We start from the raw sequence: 18,754 nt of genomic DNA, 5'->3' as shown, positions 1-18,754 counted from the left end.
CGGAAAACAGCCCACGCCCAGCCAATACACGGGTGGCACCGCTGCGCCGCATCGACAGCATGCGGGCCCTGGTGCGGGCGCATCCGCAACTGGACACGGCCCGGGTGATTCTGCTCACCGAACTGGCCCGTACGGTGAAGCTGCAGAACGTACAGGCCGCGCGGCCCGTGCTGGAAGAAGCCGTGCGGCTGGCCCGGCGCGTGGCCAGCCGGGACTTGCTGGCCGAAACCCTGCTGGACCTGGCCGACTACCACATCACTTTGGCCGAGTACCCGCTCGCCATAAAGCTGCTGCGCGAAGCCCGCCAGGAGTTTGCCAGGGTGCACGACCTGGGCGGGGAGGTGCGCTGCCTGGGGCGCCTGGCCCTGGTGGCCGACCAGCAGGGCCAGTACGCCGCCAGCCTGTCGTACTGCCTGCAGGGGCTGGCCCTGCCCGTCACCAGCGGTACCCGGCGGTTCAACACGAGCCTGAAAATTCAGGCCGGGGGCACTTTCAACAAGCTGGGCGACTATGCCCACGCCCGCGACTATCTGCTGGATGCCTTGCAGGTGGCCCGGCACCAGGATTACCCCGACCGCATCAACCTGGCCCTGGCCGGGCTCGGCGACGTGTGCCGCAGCCAGAAGCAATGGGCCGCCGCCCGCCTGTACTACACCCAAAGCATGGCCCTGAGCCAGCGCCTGGGCAGTGCGCCCGATGTGCTGGCCATGCAGCTCAACCTGGCCGAGGTGAGCGAGCGGCAGGGCAAGTTCGCCGAAGCGCTGGCCCTGGGGTACCCGGCGCTGCGACAGTCCATTGCGGCGGGGCAGCTGTTGGCCATTCCGCGGGCCCAGGGGTGCTGGCGCGGGCCTTCCTCCGCATGGGCCGGCCCGACAGCGCCATTATTTACGGGCAGCGCAGCCTGCAGGCCAGCCAGCGGGTGCGCTTCCTGGAAGGCGGCCGGGCGGCCAACGAGGTCCTGGCCCTGGCTTTTGCCGCGCGCAAAGATTTTGCCCGGGCCTACGTGGCTTCCATCGGCCGCAAGGTGTTCAACGACAGCCTGCTCAGCGAAGCCACCACCCGCCGCACGGCCGGCCTGCAGCTCAACTTTGAGCTGGGGCAGAAGCAGGCCCAGATCAAGCTGCTCACCCAGCAAGCCCGCCTGCAAAACCAGCAGCGCGAGCTCGAAAACCTGCGCCAGCAGAACCAGCTCATTGGCCTGACCAGCCTCACATTGGTAGCCGTGGTATTGGCGTCAGTCCTGTTTTGGCGGTACCGGCGGCGCCAATCCGCGCGCGTCAAGGCCCTGCGGGCGAGCCTCGCCGCCGACCTGCGCGACGACGTGGGCCTGCTGCTGCGGCAAATCAGCCTGCAAAGCAACTTGCTGCAGGAAGGCCTTGCCGATGCGGCCGGCCAGCGCTTGCAGATTAGCCGCCTTTCCGACGCCAGCCGCACCGCCGTGCGCCAGCTCAACGACGTGGTGTGGAGCCTGGATGCCCAAAACGATTTCCTGAGCGACCTGCTGACCCGCATGCGGGACTATGCGCACGAGGTGCTGGCCCCGCACGGCATCGAGCTGTCCTTCAAAGTGCCCGACGTGATACCCGCCAACCGCCTGCCGGCCCGGCTGCGGCGCAACCTGTACTTGATTTATAAGGAAAGCTTGCAAAGTCTGGTGAAGCATGCTGCAGGCGCGACCCGGGTTTGCGTGCGCATCCGGCTCGAAGGCCCCCAGGCTCGTCCTCGATGTTTTCGACAACCGGACGCCCGCTCTAGCCCTAAGCCCTGCTGCCGCCGACCAGCCCAACGACCCGGGACTGGCCAATATCGACGCCCGCGCCACGGCCATGGGCGGGGCCGCCACCACGGGCCCGGACCTGGCCCCGGATGGCACCGTGACCGGCTTCCGGGTGCGGGTAGCGGTGCCCTTGACTACCATCTAACCCCGCTGCGGCGTCACAATGTCCTACCAGGTAGAATGCTGTACCCACGCGCGGGGCAAAAGAATTATGTTTTATTAGGAATAATATATTCAACTTCCTCTACGTATTTAGAGGGCCCGCTCCTTCGTTTTGCCCTCACTTCAGGCCCGGTAGGGCGGGGATAATGTTCTGAAATTTACGGGTTGAGTTACAGGTCCCAAATGCCTGCATTAGCTGAGCCGGCTCAACTTTTTCGCTGAAAAAAATACCGGATAGTACCGAGCGAGGTTTTGTGTTATACGTTTTTATTCGTACGTTTGAATCGCCGCCTAGGGGTAGACTAGTCGGCACATTCCACGGAAAAGCCCGGGCCATTGGCTCGGGCTTTTTTCGTTTTGAATTTATGGGTTAATTGCCGAGCTTTTTGCTGGCAACAGCCGTGTTGGGCTGGCTATTGAGATTAGCTTGCTTTTTGCCGAATAATTGCCGTAATTTGAAACATATGCCCGTTTTGCCTTGCCTGGTGAATAAGGCTATTTAGCAGAGCGCGCTAATAATTTTGGGAACTTTCCGACTGCGGTTGGAATTGTAATTTGTTGCGCTCCGCGCTGATTCCGGTATTTTTGACGGCAGTTCGCCGACCTCTTTCGTTTACCTCGTGGCTACTCTCGATACTCCTGCTTCCGATACTCCCGACCAGAATTTTTTGCAGTCCGGCGATTCGGTCGATTTTGACCTCTCGGCGTTCTCGCCCGCCGCGGCGGCCGATGCCTCCGAACCTGCCAGCCTCGCGGACCAGGATGCCGCCGAGCAAGCCATAGAACAAGCGGCCGAGCAAACCGCTGCCGACGCCGGGAGCCTGCCAACCGATGTGAGCGACTTGTTTGGCGAAACGCCCACTGTGCATCTGGCCATTGATACCGTGCCGGAGCCCGAAACCGAGGAGGAGCCCAAATTCGCCCCCGGCGAGACCATTCACGACGTGGCCACGGTGAAAGGCATGTACCAGAACTGGTTTCTGGACTATGCCTCGTACGTGATTCTGGAGCGGGCCGTGCCGGCCATTGAAGACGGCTTGAAGCCCGTGCAACGGCGTATCCTGCACGCCATGAAGGAGATGGACGACGGCCGCTTCAACAAGGTGGCCAACGTCATCGGCCAAACCATGCAGTACCACCCGCACGGCGACGCCAGCATCGGCGACGCCATGGTGAACCTCGGCCAGAAAGACCTGCTCATCGAAACCCAGGGCAACTGGGGCGACGTGCGCACCGGCGACGGCGCCGCCGCGCCCCGCTACATCGAAGCCCGCCTGAGCAAGTTTGCCTTGGATGTCGTGTTTAACCCCGACACCACCGAGTGGCAGCTGAGCTACGACGGCCGCAAGCGCGAGCCCACCACGCTGCCCGTGAAATTCCCGCTGCTACTCGCGCAGGGCGTGGAAGGCATTGCCGTGGGCTTGAGCACCAAGATTATGCCCCACAACTTCCGCGAGTTGTGCAAGGCCAGCATCGACGTGCTGCGGGGCCGCGAGGTGCAGCTGTTTCCGGACTTCTCGACCGGTGGCTTGTGCGACGTAAGCAACTACAACTCGGGCATGCGCGGGGCCAAAATCCGCCTGCGTGCCACCATCGAGAAGGTCGACAAGACGCTGCTCATCATCCGCGACATTCCCTACGGCTCCACCACCACGGCGCTGATGGAAAGCATCGTGAAGGCCTCAGAAGCCAACAAAATCAAGATTAAGAAGGTGGTCGACAACACGGCGGCCGACGTGGAAATCCAGGTGCAGCTGCCCGCCGGCGTCTCGCCCGACCTGACCATGGACGCGCTGTACGCCTTCACCGACTGCGAAATCAGCATCTCGCCCAACACCTGCGTCATCATCGACGACAAGCCCCGCTTTGTGGGCGTGGAGGACGTGCTGCGCCAAAGCACCAAGGCCACCGTGCGCCTGCTGGAGCGCGAGCTGGAAATCCGGCAGGACGAGCTGTGGGAGAAGTGGCACAACGCTTCGCTCGAGAAGATTTTCATTGAGAACCGCATTTACCGCAAGATTGAGGAGTGCGAAACCTGGGCAGATATTCTCGAAACCATCGACAAAGGCCTGAAGAAATTCGTGCGCATCGAAGGGGAGAAGGCCAAGGCCGACGACACCCGCATTGTGCTGCGCCGCCCCATCGAAGAAGAAGACCTCACGCGCCTGACCGAAATCCGCATCAAGCGCATCTCGAAATTCGACGGTTTCAAGGCCGACGAATACATTCAGCGCCTCGAAGCTGAGCTGGCCGAAGTTGCCGACCACCTCGCCAACCTGACCCGCTACGCCATCAATTACTTTGAGGGCTTGCTCAAGAAGTACGGTGCGGGCCGTGAGCGCAAAACCCAGCTCCGCACCTTTGACGTGGTGACGGCCCAAAAAGTGGCCATTGCCAACCAAAAACTCTATGTGAACCGCGTGGACGGTTTCGTGGGATACGGCCTCAAAAAGGATGAATTCGTGTGCGACTGCTCCGACCTGGACGACATCATCGCCATTAAGCGCGACGGCACGTTCACGGTGACCAAGATTGCCGAAAAGACCTTCGTGGGCCGTGACATTCTGCACGTGGGCGTGTACAACAAGAACGACGACCGGCTGGTGTACAACATGGTGTACCTCGACGGCGCCTCGGGCATCAGCTTTGCCAAACGCTTCCTGGTGTCGGGCATCACGCGCGACAAAACCTACGACCTTACCAAGGGAACTAAGGGCACCAAAACCCTCTATCTAACCGCCAACCCCAATTCCGAGTCTGAAATCGTGAGCATTCAGCTCAGCGACAAGGCGCCGGCGCGGGTGAAGCAGTTTGACTTTGATTTTGCCGAGCTCGCCATCAAGGGCAAGGGCTCGATGGGCAACATCGTGACCAAGCAGCCCATTAAGAAAATCACGCAGAAAACCCTGGGCGACTCCACGCTCGGCGGCCGCGAAATCTTCTTCGACAGCGTGGTGGGCCGGCTCAACACGGCGGGTCACGGCCGCTACCTGGGCACGTTCGATACCGAAAACCACGTGCTGGTCGTCTTCAAGGACGGCAGCTACGAGCTGACCACGCCCGACCCGGCCAACCACTACGATGTGCCCAATATTGTGCTGTTGCGCAAGTACGAGCCCGAGACGGTACTCTCGGCCGTGTACGTGGATGGCGAAACCAAAATTCATTATATCAAGCGTTTCCGCATTGAGACCAGTACGCTGGGCAAGCGCTTCACCTTCATCTCCGAAACCAAAGGCTCGAAGCTGCTGGCCGTGACGGCCAACCCCGAGCCGCTGGTGGAAGTGAAAATCCAGAAGGACAAAAAGGCCGACAAGGAAACCGAGAAAATCAAGCTCAACGAATTTATCGACGTGAAGGGCTGGAAGGCCATGGGCAACAAGCTCAACTACTTCAAAGTCCACGCCCTTACCCTGCTCACCGACGAAGGCCCCGAGCCGCAGCGCCGCGAGGTAGCCAAGCGGCGGGTAGCCGCGGCCGGGCCCAAGCCGGGCGAAAATGGGGGAGAAGCCGCGCCCGCCGACCGGCCCGAATCGACGAGCCCGGTGGACGTGACGGCCGAAGAAGTAGCCCAGGCCCGCGAGCTGCTCAAGCGGCCCAAGGCGCAGGCTGGGGCTGTTTTAAGCCTGAACGCCATCGGCAGTGAAGCGTAAGTGGCTCCTTATCGACAGGCGCTGCTTACGCTTCGCTTTTAGAATTGATAGAATTGAGCTGAAACCCGACGGCTCCGGCCATACTGAATCTAACGGTTCCAGCCCGCGTTTGCGGTGATGAGTTTTTCCCTAGTCCTTATGCTTTTCGCTTTCTGGTTGCGTCCCCTGTTTGGCTCAATCCCCGGGCGGTGGCGAAGCTGGCTGTGTGGGGCCCTGGTGGTGTGTAGCGTAGCCGCGCAGCCGGCATCTGGTCAGATAAGGCCGCGCCTGCGCAAGCCCGTTGCCAAGGTTACCCGAGTGGCCCAACCCTTGCCGGCGGACCCGCCGGCGGTGCAGGAAAAGCTGTTTCAGGCGGTCAATCTGACCCAACGCTTCAAGGATTCGGAAGCCCTGGCCATCTACCAGGAAGTGCTCAAAACGTCGCCCAACCATTACTTTTCCCTCTGGCAGGCCGCCGTGCTCAGCGTTAAAATAGGCAGCCGCTATTCCGACGAAACCCGCAAGTCTTCGTACTTCGATGCGGCCCGCCTGTACGCCGACCGCGCCTTAATGATTCAGCCCGAAGGCGGCGAAAGCAACTACGCCGTGGCGCTGGCCCTGTTCAGCCAGGCCACGCTGTACAAGGCCGGAGCCCGCTTGAAAGCTTTCCGCGACCTGCGCTCGCACGTGTACCTGGCCACCCAGCGCCGCCCCGATATGGCCGAAGCCTGGCAGCTGCTGGGCCGGTGGCAGTACCGCGTGGCCCACTACAACCTGCTCGAGCGGGCCTACAGCAAAATTGTGCTCGGCGACGTGCCCGATGGGGGCGACAGCCGCAAGGCCATGGATAATCTGGAAAAAGCCCGCAAGCTGGCACCCCAGAACCTGCAGTACTGCTACGACCTCGCCCGCATGTGCCGCTACCAGGCCGCCGCCGCCGCGCCATTGAGGTGCTGCAGGAGGCGCAGAAAATCCCGCCAATTACCAGCGAAGATTTGGTGATAAGCCGCCTGTGCCAGCAAATGCTGCCGCCCCTGCTGCGCGCCGATGCCCGCAGCCACAAGCGCACGCTACGCGAAGCCACGCCTTTGCTCAAAGCAAGCCCGGACTCCTTTAAACCGGCCCCGGGCTCAGTAAGCCAGGAGGAATAGCCGTGCGCCTGCTTTTGGTGGTGGGCCGCACTTGTGCTGTTGGGAGCTTGTTTAGAATGGGTCCGAAGCATCGGTGTATTTTCTGAGTTCTTACTTTGCAGCCATTCGCTGCGCTTGTCCATGTTTCACTTTCGGTTTTTACAGCTCGTCACCCTGCCGCTGCTGGCGCTGGCGGCCTCGGCCTGCTCCACCGAAACCACCGAGCGGCCCGACACCCTGGTGAACCTAGCCACGGTGCAAAGCGGCCCGCGTGTGCAGGCCGATGAGCTGAACGGCGCCATTGCCAGCAAGCCGCGCAACACCGCGCTGCTGGCCCGCCGCGCCACGTTGCGCCTGGCCGCTGGCCAGCCCAACGCGGCCCTAACCGACGTGGCCGTGGCCCTGGATATTGACGACACCGACGGCAGCCTGTATTTTCTGCAAGCGCGGGCCTACCGGGCCTTGGGCAAACTGCCGGCCGCGCTGGCCGCTGCCCGCAAGGCCGCCGACCTGGGCTTCGCTGGCCCGGAGCTGCCCCTGCTCGTAGGCGAAACCCATCTAGCCGCCCGCAACTATCCCGCCGCCCTCGACAACCTCGACCGCACCCTGCGCCTCGACCCCAACCAGTCGGCCGCCCTCTTTTACAAAGGCCTCGCCTACGCCGCTACAGCCGACACTTCCACCGCCATCCAGTACCTGCAGGATGCCCTGGCCCGCGACCCCCGCCAGCCCGAGATTTTGCATCGCCTGGCTTTCCTGCTCAATGCCTGGCGGGTGCCCAACGACGCGGCTCGCTACGCCGCCTTGGGCATGCGGCTCGACACCACGTCCGGGCTTCTGAAGTATGACTATGGCCGCCGCCTGGAGCTGCGCGGCCGTCCGGATAGTGCCTTGTGGTACTACCAGCGGGCTTTGGCTCTAGATTCCTCTGTGTACCGGGCTGATTATCGGCTGGGCTTGGCGGCCGCCAAAGCCCGCCGCCCGGCCGTGGTAATAGAGCATCTGAAGCGGGCGTTGAGCCGGAACCCGCGCCTGCCGCAGGCCCGCGCCCTACTGGCCGAAGCCTACGAGTCCCAAAACCTTTTGCTCGACGCCCTGGTGCAGTACCGCCAGGCTGGTGGCCGAAAACCCCGGAAACGCCCATTGGACTTTCAAGGCCTGGAAAACCAGCGAGCGGCTCCAGGGGCAGCTGCCCGACAGCCTACGCACCCGCTATTATTATCGTCGGCCGGCGTCTCCGGCGCCGGCGCGCCCCGCGCCCATTAGCCCGCTCCCTCGCTCCGGCCCATCGCGGGCTAGGGCAGGGGTTGGGCGAAGGTTTGAGTCTAAAAAAACACGGGCCTGAACCCGCGGGTGCTAACTTGCGCCCTGCTTGGCCCCTCGGGCGCCTTTTACCCCATCATTATGCTCAATATCACCCTCCCCGACGGCTCGGTTCGCCAGGTCGAGTCCGGCTCCACCGGCCACGCTCTGGCCGCCAGCATCAGCGAAGGCCTGGCCCGCAACGCCTTGGCCGTGCGCGTCAACGGCGAAGTGCGCGACCTGCACCGTCCCTTCACCGATGACGCCACCGTCGAAATCCTGACCTGGAACGACGAAGCCGGCAAGACCACTTATTGGCACTCTTCGGCGCACCTCATGGCCGAAGCCCTCGAGGTGCTCTACCCGGGTGTGAAGCTCGCCATTGGCCCCGCCATCGAAAACGGCTTCTATTATGACGTCGATTTGGGCGAAGGCCGCAGCATTTCCAGCGAAGACTTCCCGGAAATCGAGAAGAAGATGCTGGAGCTGGCCAAGAACAAAAGCCGCTACATCCGCCAGGAAATCTCGAAGGCCGATGCCATTGCCTACTTCCAGGAAAAGCAGGACCCCTACAAGCTGGAGCTGCTCGAAAACCTGCAGGACGGCCAGATTACCTTCTACACCCAGGGCGGATTTACGGACCTCTGCCGCGGTCCGCACATTCCCGATACCGGCACCATTAAGGCCGCCAAGCTCATGAACGTGGCCGGTGCCTACTGGCGCGGCGATGAGAAGAACAAGCAGCTCACGCGCCTCTACGGCATCACTTTTCCCAAAGCCAAGGACCTCACCGAGTACCTCGAGCGGCTTGAGGAAGCCAAGCGCCGCGACCACCGCAAGTTGGGCAAGGAACTGAAGCTGTTTGCGTTCTCGGAGAAAGTAGGAGCGGGGCTGCCCTTGTGGCTGCCCAAAGGCACCGCCCTGCGCGAGCGCCTCGAGCAGTTCATGCGCAAGGCTCAGGTGAAGGCTGGCTACCAGCCCGTGGTGACCCCGCACATCGGCGCCAAGGAACTGTACGTGACGAGCGGCCACTACGAGAAGTACGGCGCCGACTCGTTTCAGCCCATCAAGACGCCCAACCCCGGCGAGGAATTCTTCCTCAAGCCGATGAACTGCCCCCACCACTGCGAAATCTACAAAACCGAGCCCCGCAGCTACCGCGACCTGCCCGTGCGCTACGCCGAGTTCGGCACCGTGTACCGCTACGAGCAGTCGGGCGAGTTGCACGGCCTGACCCGCGTGCGCGGCTTTACGCAGGACGACGCCCACATCTTTTGTCGGCCCGACCAGGTGAAGGACGAGTTCAAGAAGGTAATTGACCTGGTTTTGTACGTGTTCAAAAACCTCGGTTTTGAAGACTACACGGCCCAAATCAGCCTGCGCGACCCCGAAAACAAGACCAAGTACATCGGCTCCGATGAAAACTGGTTTTTGGCCGAAAACGCCATCAAGGAAGCCGCCGAGGAGAAAGGCCTGCCCACCGTTACCGAACTGGGCGAAGCTGCCTTCTACGGCCCCAAGCTGGACTTCATGGTGCGCGACGCTTTGGGCCGCCGCTGGCAGCTCGGCACCATTCAGGTCGATTACAACCTGCCGGAGCGGTTCGACCTGGAATACGTTGCTTCCGACAACTCCCGCCAGCGCCCCGTGATGCTGCACCGCGCGCCCTTCGGCTCGTTGGAGCGGTTCGTGGCCGTGCTCATCGAGCACTGCGCCGGTAATTTCCCGCTGTGGCTCACCCCGGAGCAGTTCATCGTGCTGCCGATTTCGGATAAGTACATCGACTACGCCAACGAGGTGAAAGCCCAACTGGAGCAGCGCGAGCCTGCGCGGCACCGTGGATGCGCGGGACGAGCGCATCGGCCGCAAAATTCGCGACGCCGAGATGGGCAAAATCCCTTACCTGCTGGTTGTGGGTGAGAAAGAAGCCCAGGACAACATTATCTCGGTGCGCAAGCACGGCGAAGGCGACCTGGGCTCCATGCCCATCGATGCTTTTGTGAAGAGCGTGCAAAGCCAGATTATTGAGGCTTACTAACGGGAAATAGATTGAACGTCATGCCGAGCGCAGCCGAGGCATCTCGCGTGCTTAACTAATCCAACCGTCTGTCATGCTGAGCTTGCTAAGCATCTTCTCACAGCTGCACAATTCGTGTAAACGTGAGAAGGTCGTTCGCGCTGCGCAGGATGACAGTCGAAGCGGGAGTGTAGATGCTTCGACTAGCGGACGCCGGATGGGCATGACGTTCTTTTTGCCCTGCTTATCAAATTGAATGGGCAATCCGTTTGCCTTTCCAATTAAAAATGCCGATATTTGCCCCCTGATTGCCAGGCCTTACTCGGCCTAAACCGCCCAGAATCTCATTTCCCGCCACTTTTTTAGGAGGAGGACCAAACCATAGCAGCCCCGAACCGTCGGTACGTGCCCCGCCAGCAGGTGGAAGAGCCGTTCAAAATCAACCAAAAATCCTGGCTCGCGAAGTGCGCCTGGTCGGCGACAACGTCGAGCAAGGCGTTTATCCGACCGACCAAGCCCGGAAAATGGCCCAGGACCAGAATCTCGACCTCGTTGAGATTTCGCCCACGGCCACGCCGCCCGTTTGCCGCGTCATCGACTACTCGAAATTCAAGTACGAGCAGAAGAAGAAAACCCGCGAGCCTGAAGGCCAAGCAGACCAAGGTCGTCCTGAAGGAAATCCGCTTCGGTCCCAACACCGACGAGCACGACTTCGCCTTCAAGGTGAAGCACGCTCAGGAGTTTTTGCGCGAAGGCGCGAAAATCAAGAGCTATGTGCACTTTGTGGGTCGTAGCATCGTGTTCAAAGAGCGCGGCGAAATCCTGCTGCTCAAGTTTGCCCAGGCCCTCGAGGACCTCGCCAAAGTAGAGCAGCTGCCCAAGCTCGAAGGCAAGCGCATGTTCCTCTACCTCGCTCCGAAAGCAGCCGCCGTGGTGAAACCCGCCGCCAAGCCCGCTGCCCCCGATGCCAAGGCCGAGAAAAAGCGCCGAAGCCTACCGAGCCCGCCGACAAGGCTGCTGAGTCGGCGCCTGCTACGACGGACGCTGCCGAATAGATTTTACCGGTTGAAGATGGCTTCCCGACCCCCGGTCGGTGAGCAATCAACAATCAACAACCAACCCTCCAATACTTACTACAATGCCGAAAGTAAAGACGAAATCCGGTGCCAAGAAGCGCTTTGCGCTCACCGGAACGGGCAAGGTGAAGCGGAAGCACGCCTTCAAATCACACATCCTCACGAAGAAGACGACCAAGCAGAAGCGTGGTTTGACTCACACGGGCCTTGTGAGCAGCGCCGACATGAACCGCGTGCGCCAGATGTTGAACATCTGATTTGTTTGTTTCTGGTTTCTCGTCGCCGGTTTCTCGTTTCGCAGAGCCGGCAGCTGCTAACCGGAAACCAGCAACAAAAAACCACAAACAATAAAAAATTCACCAGGCTTCCGGCTCTAAGACAACCCTCTGTCGCCGGCTGCCAAAAACTCCTCAGGTTATGCCAAGAAGTGTCAACCACGTGGCCTCGCGCCACCGCCGTAAGAAAATCATGCGTTTGGCGAAAGGCTACTATGGCCGTCGCAAAAACGTATGGACCGTAGCCAAGAACGCCGTTGAAAAAGGCCTCTTGTACGCTTACCGCGACCGTAAAGTAAAGAAGCGCGAATTCCGTGCCCTCTGGATTCAGCGTATCAACGCCGGCGCTCGCGAGCACGGCCTGTCGTACTCGCAACTGATGGGTGGCCTGAAAAAGGCTGGCATTGAACTCAACCGCAAAGTGCTGGCTGATTTGGCTCTGAACCACCCGGAGGCCTTCAAAGGCATCGTGGAGAAGGCAAAGTAATTGCCCCCTGCGCGCTCATAACCAAGAAAACGCTGGCCCTTGGGTTCAGCGTTTTCTTGTTTTTGGCCCAACTGATATAGTTTAGGCTATATATTTAGCTGCCTTATTGGCGGCATTGCTCCGGAAGTCTTGTGGCCTTCGGATGTCCCCAAAGCAAAAAAACCGCCCCAGCGTAGCTGAAACGGTTTCTGAAGTAGCGGGGACGAGAGTTGAACTCGTGACCTCAGGGTTATGAATCCTGTGCTCTAACCAACTGAGCTACCCCGCCGGGTTTTTTGTGGGTGCAAAGGTAACGCTACAATCGGCCCCGACGCAAGGTCCTGGGGCAAAAAAACACTGTATTTCTCCCTCGTGGCCGGTTTCAGACCCTTGTTTGACCAGGCCCCATCGTTTTAAAAATTATGGCTCTGCCTGATACCCAAACTAAAACGCGCTTCGTGGTGGAATTTCCCATCAATGCATCGCCTAAAATTCTTTTTCCTTACCTGGCTACGGCTTCGGGCCTTTCTCAGTGGTTTTGCGACGATGTGCGCTACGTGGAGGGCCAAAGGCTCAACTTTATCTGGGATAATGATAACCACTACGCGGAAATCTCCGGCCAGCGCCTGAACCGTGCCATCCGGTTTGTGTTTCTGAACGAGCTCCGCCAGACGGTATCAGACGCCAACTACCTGGAGTTTTCTCTGGACTCTTCGCAGGTTACGGACGAGGTTTATTTGCGGGTGGTGGATTATTCTGCGACCCAGGATTCCAACGAGCATTATGAAATGTGGGACGGCCTGGTGGCCAAGCTCCGCGAGCAGGTAGGAGGGTAGCACCGCCAAAATTGGGCTGATTCGAGCGCGTCTCTGCTTGGTACTTTTTCTCTGTACCATCGTTTCAGCGCAGGGTTAGAAAACAGCCAAGCGTCCTTTATGCTTAAAAAGCTCGACAAACTTATCTTGAAGGCCTTCGCGGGGCCGTTTTTGCTCACCTTCGCGGTGGTGCAGTTCATCCTGCTCACACACACCCTGCTCAAGTACCTGGACGACATCATCGGCAAGGATTTGGGGACGGGGGTGCTGTTGCAGCTGCTGTTTTACTTCAGCGTGCTCATCGTGCCCGTGTCGCTGCCGCTAGCCGTGCTGCTCTCGTCGCTGATGACCTACGGCAATCTGGGCGAACACCACGAGCTCACGGCCATCAAAGCCTCAGGAATTGCCCTCACGCGGATTCTGCGGCCAGTGCTGCTACTTACGGTGGCCCTTTCAGTTGGCGCGTTCTGGTTCAACGAGACCATTGTGCCGCGCGCCAACCTCAAAGCCTACAGCTTGCTGTGGGACGTGCGCCAGCAAAAACTAGCCCTGGACATTCGCGAAGGCGTGTTTTACAACGGCATCCCGGGCTATACCATCAAGGTGGACCGGAAGTCGGGCGAGAACGGCGACCGGCTGCACGGGGTGATGATTTATGACCACACCCAGAAGTCCGGCAACGCCACGGTGATGCTGGCCGATTCGGGCCGCATGTTCACCCGCTTCAACGGTGGTTATCTGGGCCTGGAGCTGTTTCACGGCCACAATTACATCGAGCAGCCCGACGCCCAGGACCGCGCCGGCGCCAGCTTCGTGCGGCAAGGGTTCGACCACAACCTGGTCACGTTTTCTTTGGCTTCGTTCGACTTGGGCCGTACCAAAGAAGACCTGTTCAAGGAGAACCGGATGATGCTGAACATAAATCAGCTCCATTCGGCCACGGATTCGGTGCAGAAAAAGCTGCGCGTTGAGCAAACCCAGCTTTCGCGGCAAACCAACGCCTACTTCACCTTCTTGCGCTTCGACACCACCGGCCGGGCGGCCAACCGCCGGGCCGAGCGCCTGCAGGTACCCGCTTCCAAATTGGCCGCGACCACGGCGCCCATCATCCAGCAGGCCGCGAACCGCGCCAACAACCTCCGGGCCTTTGCCAGCTCAACGGCGGAGAGGCTGAACGACTACGCGCGGAATTCGGCGCTGTTCCGTATTGAGGTGTATCGCAAGTATTCGCAGTCGGTAGCGGTACTGCTTATGTTTTTGATTGGCGCGCCATTGGGTTCCATTATCAAGAAGGGCGGTTTGGGCGTGCCCATCCTGGTTTCCATTCTCTTCTTTATCATTTATTACGTCCTGAGCATCATGGGCGAGAAGTACGGACGCGAGTTTGTGATGCCCGTCGGCATCGGCATGTGGATGTCGAATTTGGTGTTGCTGCCGGCCGGGCTCTTTTTCCTTTACCAGGCTTACAATGACTCGGGCCTGCTTGAGCTAGACTTCTGGCGCCGGTTGCCGCAGCGGCTGGGTATCCCGAGCCTGCGGAAAATAACGGAGCCCGTAGAAGAGTAGGGTCGGCCGAGCTCAAAGCAGGTGCCTGTTTCGAGAAAAGCCAGCATCGCGCTTTTATCCTGTTTTTTAATTGCGTACCTTTGCGGCACCCCAATGTGTGGGGTATCATATCAACATTTTTTTCATCCTTAAATCTAAGACGGGGTAACACCTATCAACCGATGATTTTAACTACAGAAGCAAAACAGGCCATTTTCGAGAAGAACAGCCTGCAAAAAGTGAAAACCGATACCGGTTCGGCCGAGGCTCAGATTGGCCTCTTCACCCACCGCATCAACCACCTCACCGAGCACCTCAAGGCCAACAAGAAGGACCACAGCACCCGCCTGGGCCTGTTGAAGCTGGTAGGTAAGCGCCGCCGCATGTTGGACTACCTGCAGCACCGCGAAATCAACCGCTACCGCGCCATCATCAAGGAGCTGGGCATCCGTAAGTAAGTCCAGAGTCTGAGAGTAGGGAGCCTTCCAACGAAGGTTCCCTACTCTTTTTTGTTCGGGTCGGTTTTGCGCCGAGGCTGGCCCGTGGCACTGTTTTGTATCGGCGCGCTGTTGCTGTGTTTCCCTGAGTAACGAATGCCGCTGGCGGCGCTCGTTTTTGGCTGCTCGCCCGCTGTCGCTTTTTCAAGCAAATCCCGCTGATGTCCCAACCCCACGCCATTACCAAAACCTTGGCGCTGCCTGACGGCCGCGTTATCTCCATCGAAACCGGCAAGCTGGCCAAATTCGCCGACGGCGCCGTCGTGGTTCGCCTCGGCGACACCATGCTGCTCGCTACGGTGGTTTCGGCCCCCAGCCAGCGCGAAGGCGTTGACTTCCTGCCGCTGTCGGTAGACTACCAGGAGAAATTCGGCTCGGCCGGCAAAATCCCCGGCTCGTTCCAGCGCCGCGAAGGGCGCCTGTCGGACTACGAAATCCTGGTCTGCCGCCTCGTTGACCGCATCCTGCGGCCGATGTTCCCCAAAGACTACCACTACGAAGTGCAGGTGATGATTACCCTCATCTCTGCCGATAAAGAGGTTCAGCCCGACGCACTGGCCGCTTTGGCCGCTTCGGCTGCTTTGTCGATTTCGGACATTCCGTTTGCTGGCCCCATTTCCGAAGTGCGCGTGGCGCGCATCGACGGCCAGTTCCAGATTAACCCCAAAACTTCCGACTTGGCCCGTGCCGACATGGACCTCATGGTAGGCGCTACTGCCGACTCTGTAGCCATGGTAGAAGGTGCCATGCAGGAAGTAAGTGAAGAGGAAATGGTGGCGGCCATTGCTTTCGGCCACGAAGCCATCAAGGCCCAGTGCCAGCTGCAGAAGGACTTGGCCGAGGCTGTGGGCCGCACGCCGGAATCGCAGCCCCGCGAGTATCCGAAGTACGACGAGAACGAGGAGCTGAAGAAGCACATCCACGCCGGCATCTACCAGGGTGCTTACGACGTGGCCCGCACCGGCAACACCAGCAAGGGCGGCCGCAAGGAAGGCTTCTCGCAGGTGAAAAAGGCGTTTTTGGAGAAGCTAGTGGCTGAGCAGCCGGAGCTGGACATGAAGATGTTCGGCCGCTACTACAGCGCTGCCGAGAAGAAAGCCATCCGCGACATGATGGTGAAGGAGCGGGTGCGCCTCGACGGCCGCCAGCTCACCGAAATCCGCCCCATCTGGTCGGAAATCAACTACCTGCCCGGTGCTCACGGCTCGGCCATCTTCACCCGCGGCGAAACCCAGAGCTTGACCACGGCCACGCTCGGCACCAAGCTCGACGAGCAGATTGTGGACCAGCCCCTCACCAAGGGCTACTCGAAGTTTATGCTGCACTACAACTTCCCCGGATTCTCGACCGGCGAAGTAAAGCCGAACCGTGGTGCTGGCCGCCGCGAAATCGGACACGGCAACCTGGCCCTGCGCTCGCTCAAGCAAGTGCTGCCGCCCGATGACGAGAACCCCTACACCATCCGCATCGTGTCGGACATCCTGGAGTCGAACGGCTCAAGCTCGATGGCTACGGTGTGCGCCGGCTCGCTGGCGCTGATGGACGCCGGTGTGAAAATCACGGGCGCCGTGGCGGGCATCGCCATGGGCTTGGTTCAAGATAAGGAAACCGGCGAGTACGCGGTGTTGAGCGACATTCTCGGCGACGAGGACCACCTCGGCGACATGGACTTCAAAGTAACCGGCACCGAGAAAGGCATTTGCGCCTGCCAGATGGACATCAAAATCCAGGGCTTGAGCAATGAGATTCTGACCGCCGCGCTGCACCAGGCCCGCGAAGGCCGCCTGCACATCCTGCGCGAAATGGCGAAGACCATTGCTGCGCCGGCTGCTGAGCTGAAGCCTCATACGCCCCGTTCGCACAAGATGTTGATTGACAAAGAATTCATCGGCGCGGTAATCGGGCCAGGTGGCAAAGTCATTCAGCAAATTCAGAAGGATACCAACGCCACGGTTATCATCGAGGAGAAGGACGAGAAGGGCCATGTAAGCATCTACGCCTCCAACCAGGAGGACATGCAGGGTGCCATCGACCGTATCCGGGCCATTGCGGCCCAGCCGGAAGTGGGCGAGGTGTACAAAGGCAAGGTGCGCAGCATCCAGCCCTATGGTGCCTTCGTGGAAATTATGCCGGGCAAAGACGGCCTGCTGCACATCTCGGAGGTGACGCACGAGCGGATTCAAACCCTGGAAGGCTTGTTGGAAGTGGGGCAGGATATTGACGTGAAACTGGTGGAAATCGATAAGAAAACCGGCAAGTACCGGCTCTCGCGCAAGGTGTTGCTGCCCAAGCCCGAGGCGGCAGCCGCTAGCAACGGCGAAGCGAAAGCTTAGCCGGAAGCGTAGCAAGCCTTATAGTCCCGAACTAATGTCAGGGGGAGCCTGTTGGCTTCCTCTGACTGAGGGACTGGCCGGGCGGCTTTTTCTTACGTATAACCCCATCAGATATCGTTCTTACCTAGTCCCATGAGACAGCTAAAAATTAGTAAGCAGATTACCAACCGCGAAAGCCAGTCGCTGGATAAATATCTCCAGGAGATTGGCAAGGTTGATTTGCTCACGCCCGACGAGGAGGTAACGCTCGCGCAGCGTATTCGCGACGGGGACCAGCAAGCGCTGGAGAAACTCACCAAAGCCAACCTGCGCTTTGTGGTGTCGGTAGCTAAGCAATACCAGAACCAGGGCCTGAGCCTCGGTGACCTCATCAACGAGGGCAACCTCGGCCTTATCAAAGCCGCCAAACGCTTTGACGAAACCCGCGGCTTTAAGTTCATTTCCTACGCCGTGTGGTGGATTCGTCAGTCCATTCTGCAGGCTTTGGCCGAGCAGAGCCGCATCGTGCGCTTGCCCCTAAACCGCGTGGGTTCGCTGAACAAAATCAGCAAGTCGTTCTCGGAACTGGAGCAGAAGTTTGAGCGCGAGCCTTCGCCCGAAGAAATCGCCGAAGTACTTGAGCTGACCACTTCGGAAGTTGTGGATACCTTGAAAATCTCAGGCCGCCACGTATCTGTGGATGCGCCGTTTGTGCAGGGTGAAGAAAACCGCCTGCTCGACGTGCTCGAAAACGAGGACGAAGAGTCGCCGGACATGGCCCTGATGAACGACTCGCTCCGTAAGGAAGTGCAGCGCGCCCTGAGCACGCTCACCAAGCGCGAAGCCGACGTAATCACCTTGTACTTCGGGTTGAACGGCGAAGCTGCTTTGACTTTGGAGGAAATCGGTGAGAAGTTTAACCTGACCCGCGAGCGGGTGCGTCAGATTAAGGAGAAGGCCATTCGTCGTCTGCGGCACACGTCGCGCTCGAAAGCGCTGAAGCCTTATCTCGGCTAAGTTCTGCTTAATTTTGTTAATGAAAAACCCCGACTATATGGTTGGGGTTTTTTGTAGCACTAACTTTCGTTATTGTGCAGCTAACTCTGTAATTCAACCAACGCGTGCCCATGGCCGAGTCATTTAGTAGTCAAGCAGCCGGGGTCCTTCGGTTAGAAGCGCATTTCGGCGATAGCTGGGAGGCTGTTGAGCCATTGGCCTTGCCCTTCTTTAATGGGCAGCAGGTTGCCGTAACATTTGAATGCGGAGCCGTTCCAAACCTAGATTTTATGCAGGCTGCGGATGCGGCGCTGCTGAATTTCCTGGCTTTGGGAGAAGTAGAGCGGCTGGCTTCAACCAAGGCGGTGTTGGCTAACTACGAATGGACATTAGTGAACGACGGTCCACCTTTGCCGCTGGATAAGCCAGCTGACATCTGGCAGTATGTTGAGCCAAGGCACTTGCACGTTTTTGAGGATGAAGAGGGGCGTCGCACGACATCTATTTGCTGGTGGAATCGGAGTGCGAGTGGGAAGTTGAGCACGGCCTTCAACTGGTATTTCGGCAGGGTCGAATGTTGACCCGGGTAAGCCAATACGACGGCCATTTAACTGAAAGCCAAGCCGAAGACATTCCGGAAGAACAAGATGCCCTGATGATGCAGTACTACGCGAAATTTGGGCGTTCATCAAATCAACATACTTAAACTGCCAGCTACAGCTTGGCCAAAGCCAGCTGCAAGCTGGTATCGA

General features: G+C 59.4%; 14 protein-coding genes, 1 tRNA gene and 2 pseudogenes. 16 read left to right on the top strand and 1 reads right to left on the bottom strand.

What is annotated here, in order from left to right; translation table 11 throughout:
* The first annotated feature begins 32 nt into the window (after positions 1 to 32).
* The 9 genes and pseudogenes from ACFQT0_RS17160 to rplT all read left to right on the top strand — a co-directional run bounded on the left by ACFQT0_RS17160 (position 33) and on the right by rplT (position 11,858).
* Positions 33 to 1,202: a tetratricopeptide repeat protein gene (locus tag ACFQT0_RS17160; protein ID WP_380204428.1), complete on the top strand. Its 1,170-nt coding sequence runs from the start codon at positions 33 to 35 to the stop codon at positions 1,200 to 1,202.
* Positions 1,203 to 2,823: 1,621 nt separating this feature from the next.
* A complete protein-coding gene (locus ACFQT0_RS17155; protein ID WP_380206058.1) occupies positions 2,824 to 5,592 on the top strand; it encodes a DNA gyrase/topoisomerase IV subunit A in 2,769 nt (922 codons plus the stop codon).
* A gap of 219 nt (positions 5,593 to 5,811) precedes the next feature.
* Complete coding sequence (locus ACFQT0_RS17150; RefSeq protein WP_380204427.1) at positions 5,812 to 6,573, top strand: hypothetical protein; 762 nt, start codon at positions 5,812 to 5,814, stop codon at positions 6,571 to 6,573.
* On the top strand, positions 6,570 to 6,722 hold the full coding sequence (locus ACFQT0_RS17145; RefSeq protein WP_380204426.1) for a hypothetical protein: 153 nt from the start codon (positions 6,570 to 6,572) through the stop codon (positions 6,720 to 6,722). The genes ACFQT0_RS17150 and ACFQT0_RS17145 overlap by 4 nt, the downstream gene beginning before the upstream one ends.
* A 120-nt stretch (positions 6,723 to 6,842) precedes the next feature.
* A complete protein-coding gene (locus ACFQT0_RS17140) occupies positions 6,843 to 7,967 on the top strand; it encodes a tetratricopeptide repeat protein (protein ID WP_380204425.1) in 1,125 nt (374 codons plus the stop codon).
* A gap of 138 nt (positions 7,968 to 8,105) precedes the next feature.
* Positions 8,106 to 10,041, top strand: a pseudogene (gene thrS, locus ACFQT0_RS17135) (threonine--tRNA ligase).
* Positions 10,042 to 10,401: 360 nt separating this feature from the next.
* Positions 10,402 to 10,947, top strand: a pseudogene (gene infC, locus ACFQT0_RS17130) (translation initiation factor IF-3); the annotation flags it as partial.
* A 211-nt stretch (positions 10,948 to 11,158) separates the two neighbouring features.
* Complete coding sequence (gene rpmI, locus ACFQT0_RS17125) at positions 11,159 to 11,353, top strand: 50S ribosomal protein L35 (protein ID WP_046242504.1); 195 nt, start codon at positions 11,159 to 11,161, stop codon at positions 11,351 to 11,353.
* 160 nt (positions 11,354 to 11,513) lie between these two features.
* Positions 11,514 to 11,858, top strand: a complete 345-nt coding sequence (gene rplT, locus ACFQT0_RS17120) for a 50S ribosomal protein L20 (RefSeq protein WP_168672944.1) — start codon at positions 11,514 to 11,516, stop codon at positions 11,856 to 11,858.
* Between the two features lie 194 nt (positions 11,859 to 12,052).
* Here the strand turns inward: rplT and ACFQT0_RS17115 are convergent.
* A tRNA-Met gene (locus ACFQT0_RS17115) sits at positions 12,053 to 12,126 on the bottom strand.
* A 133-nt stretch (positions 12,127 to 12,259) separates the two neighbouring features.
* On the opposite strand from ACFQT0_RS17115, the gene ACFQT0_RS17110 reads away from it, so the two are divergent.
* The 7 genes from ACFQT0_RS17110 (at position 12,260) to ACFQT0_RS17080 (ending at position 18,708) form a co-directional block, all read left to right on the top strand.
* Entirely contained in the window at positions 12,260 to 12,673 is a 414-nt protein-coding gene (locus tag ACFQT0_RS17110) for an START-like domain-containing protein (RefSeq protein ID WP_380204424.1), read from the top strand.
* A 99-nt stretch (positions 12,674 to 12,772) separates the two neighbouring features.
* Entirely contained in the window at positions 12,773 to 14,218 is a 1,446-nt protein-coding gene (locus ACFQT0_RS17105; RefSeq protein ID WP_380204423.1) for an LptF/LptG family permease, read from the top strand.
* A 161-nt stretch (positions 14,219 to 14,379) separates the two neighbouring features.
* On the top strand, positions 14,380 to 14,655 hold the full coding sequence (gene rpsO, locus ACFQT0_RS17100) for a 30S ribosomal protein S15 (RefSeq protein ID WP_092669123.1): 276 nt from the start codon (positions 14,380 to 14,382) through the stop codon (positions 14,653 to 14,655).
* A 200-nt stretch (positions 14,656 to 14,855) separates the two neighbouring features.
* Entirely contained in the window at positions 14,856 to 17,027 is a 2,172-nt protein-coding gene (pnp, locus tag ACFQT0_RS17095; protein WP_380204422.1) for a polyribonucleotide nucleotidyltransferase, read from the top strand.
* Between the two features lie 132 nt (positions 17,028 to 17,159).
* Entirely contained in the window at positions 17,160 to 18,023 is an 864-nt protein-coding gene (locus ACFQT0_RS17090) for a sigma-70 family RNA polymerase sigma factor (RefSeq protein ID WP_035566352.1), read from the top strand.
* Positions 18,024 to 18,133: 110 nt separating this feature from the next.
* Positions 18,134 to 18,583 carry a DUF6985 domain-containing protein gene (locus ACFQT0_RS17085; RefSeq protein WP_380204421.1) on the top strand — a complete coding sequence of 150 codons (450 nt, stop codon included), beginning with the start codon at positions 18,134 to 18,136 and terminating at the stop codon, positions 18,581 to 18,583.
* Entirely contained in the window at positions 18,514 to 18,708 is a 195-nt protein-coding gene (locus tag ACFQT0_RS17080; protein WP_380204420.1) for a DUF6985 domain-containing protein, read from the top strand. The genes ACFQT0_RS17085 and ACFQT0_RS17080 overlap by 70 nt, the downstream gene beginning before the upstream one ends.
* Positions 18,709 to 18,754: the final 46 nt, after the last annotated feature.

This window comes from Hymenobacter humi, assembly GCF_042665855.1.
Lineage (GTDB): Bacteria > Bacteroidota > Bacteroidia > Cytophagales > Hymenobacteraceae > Hymenobacter > Hymenobacter humi.
This window is presented reverse-complemented; position numbering and strand designations above follow the sequence as displayed.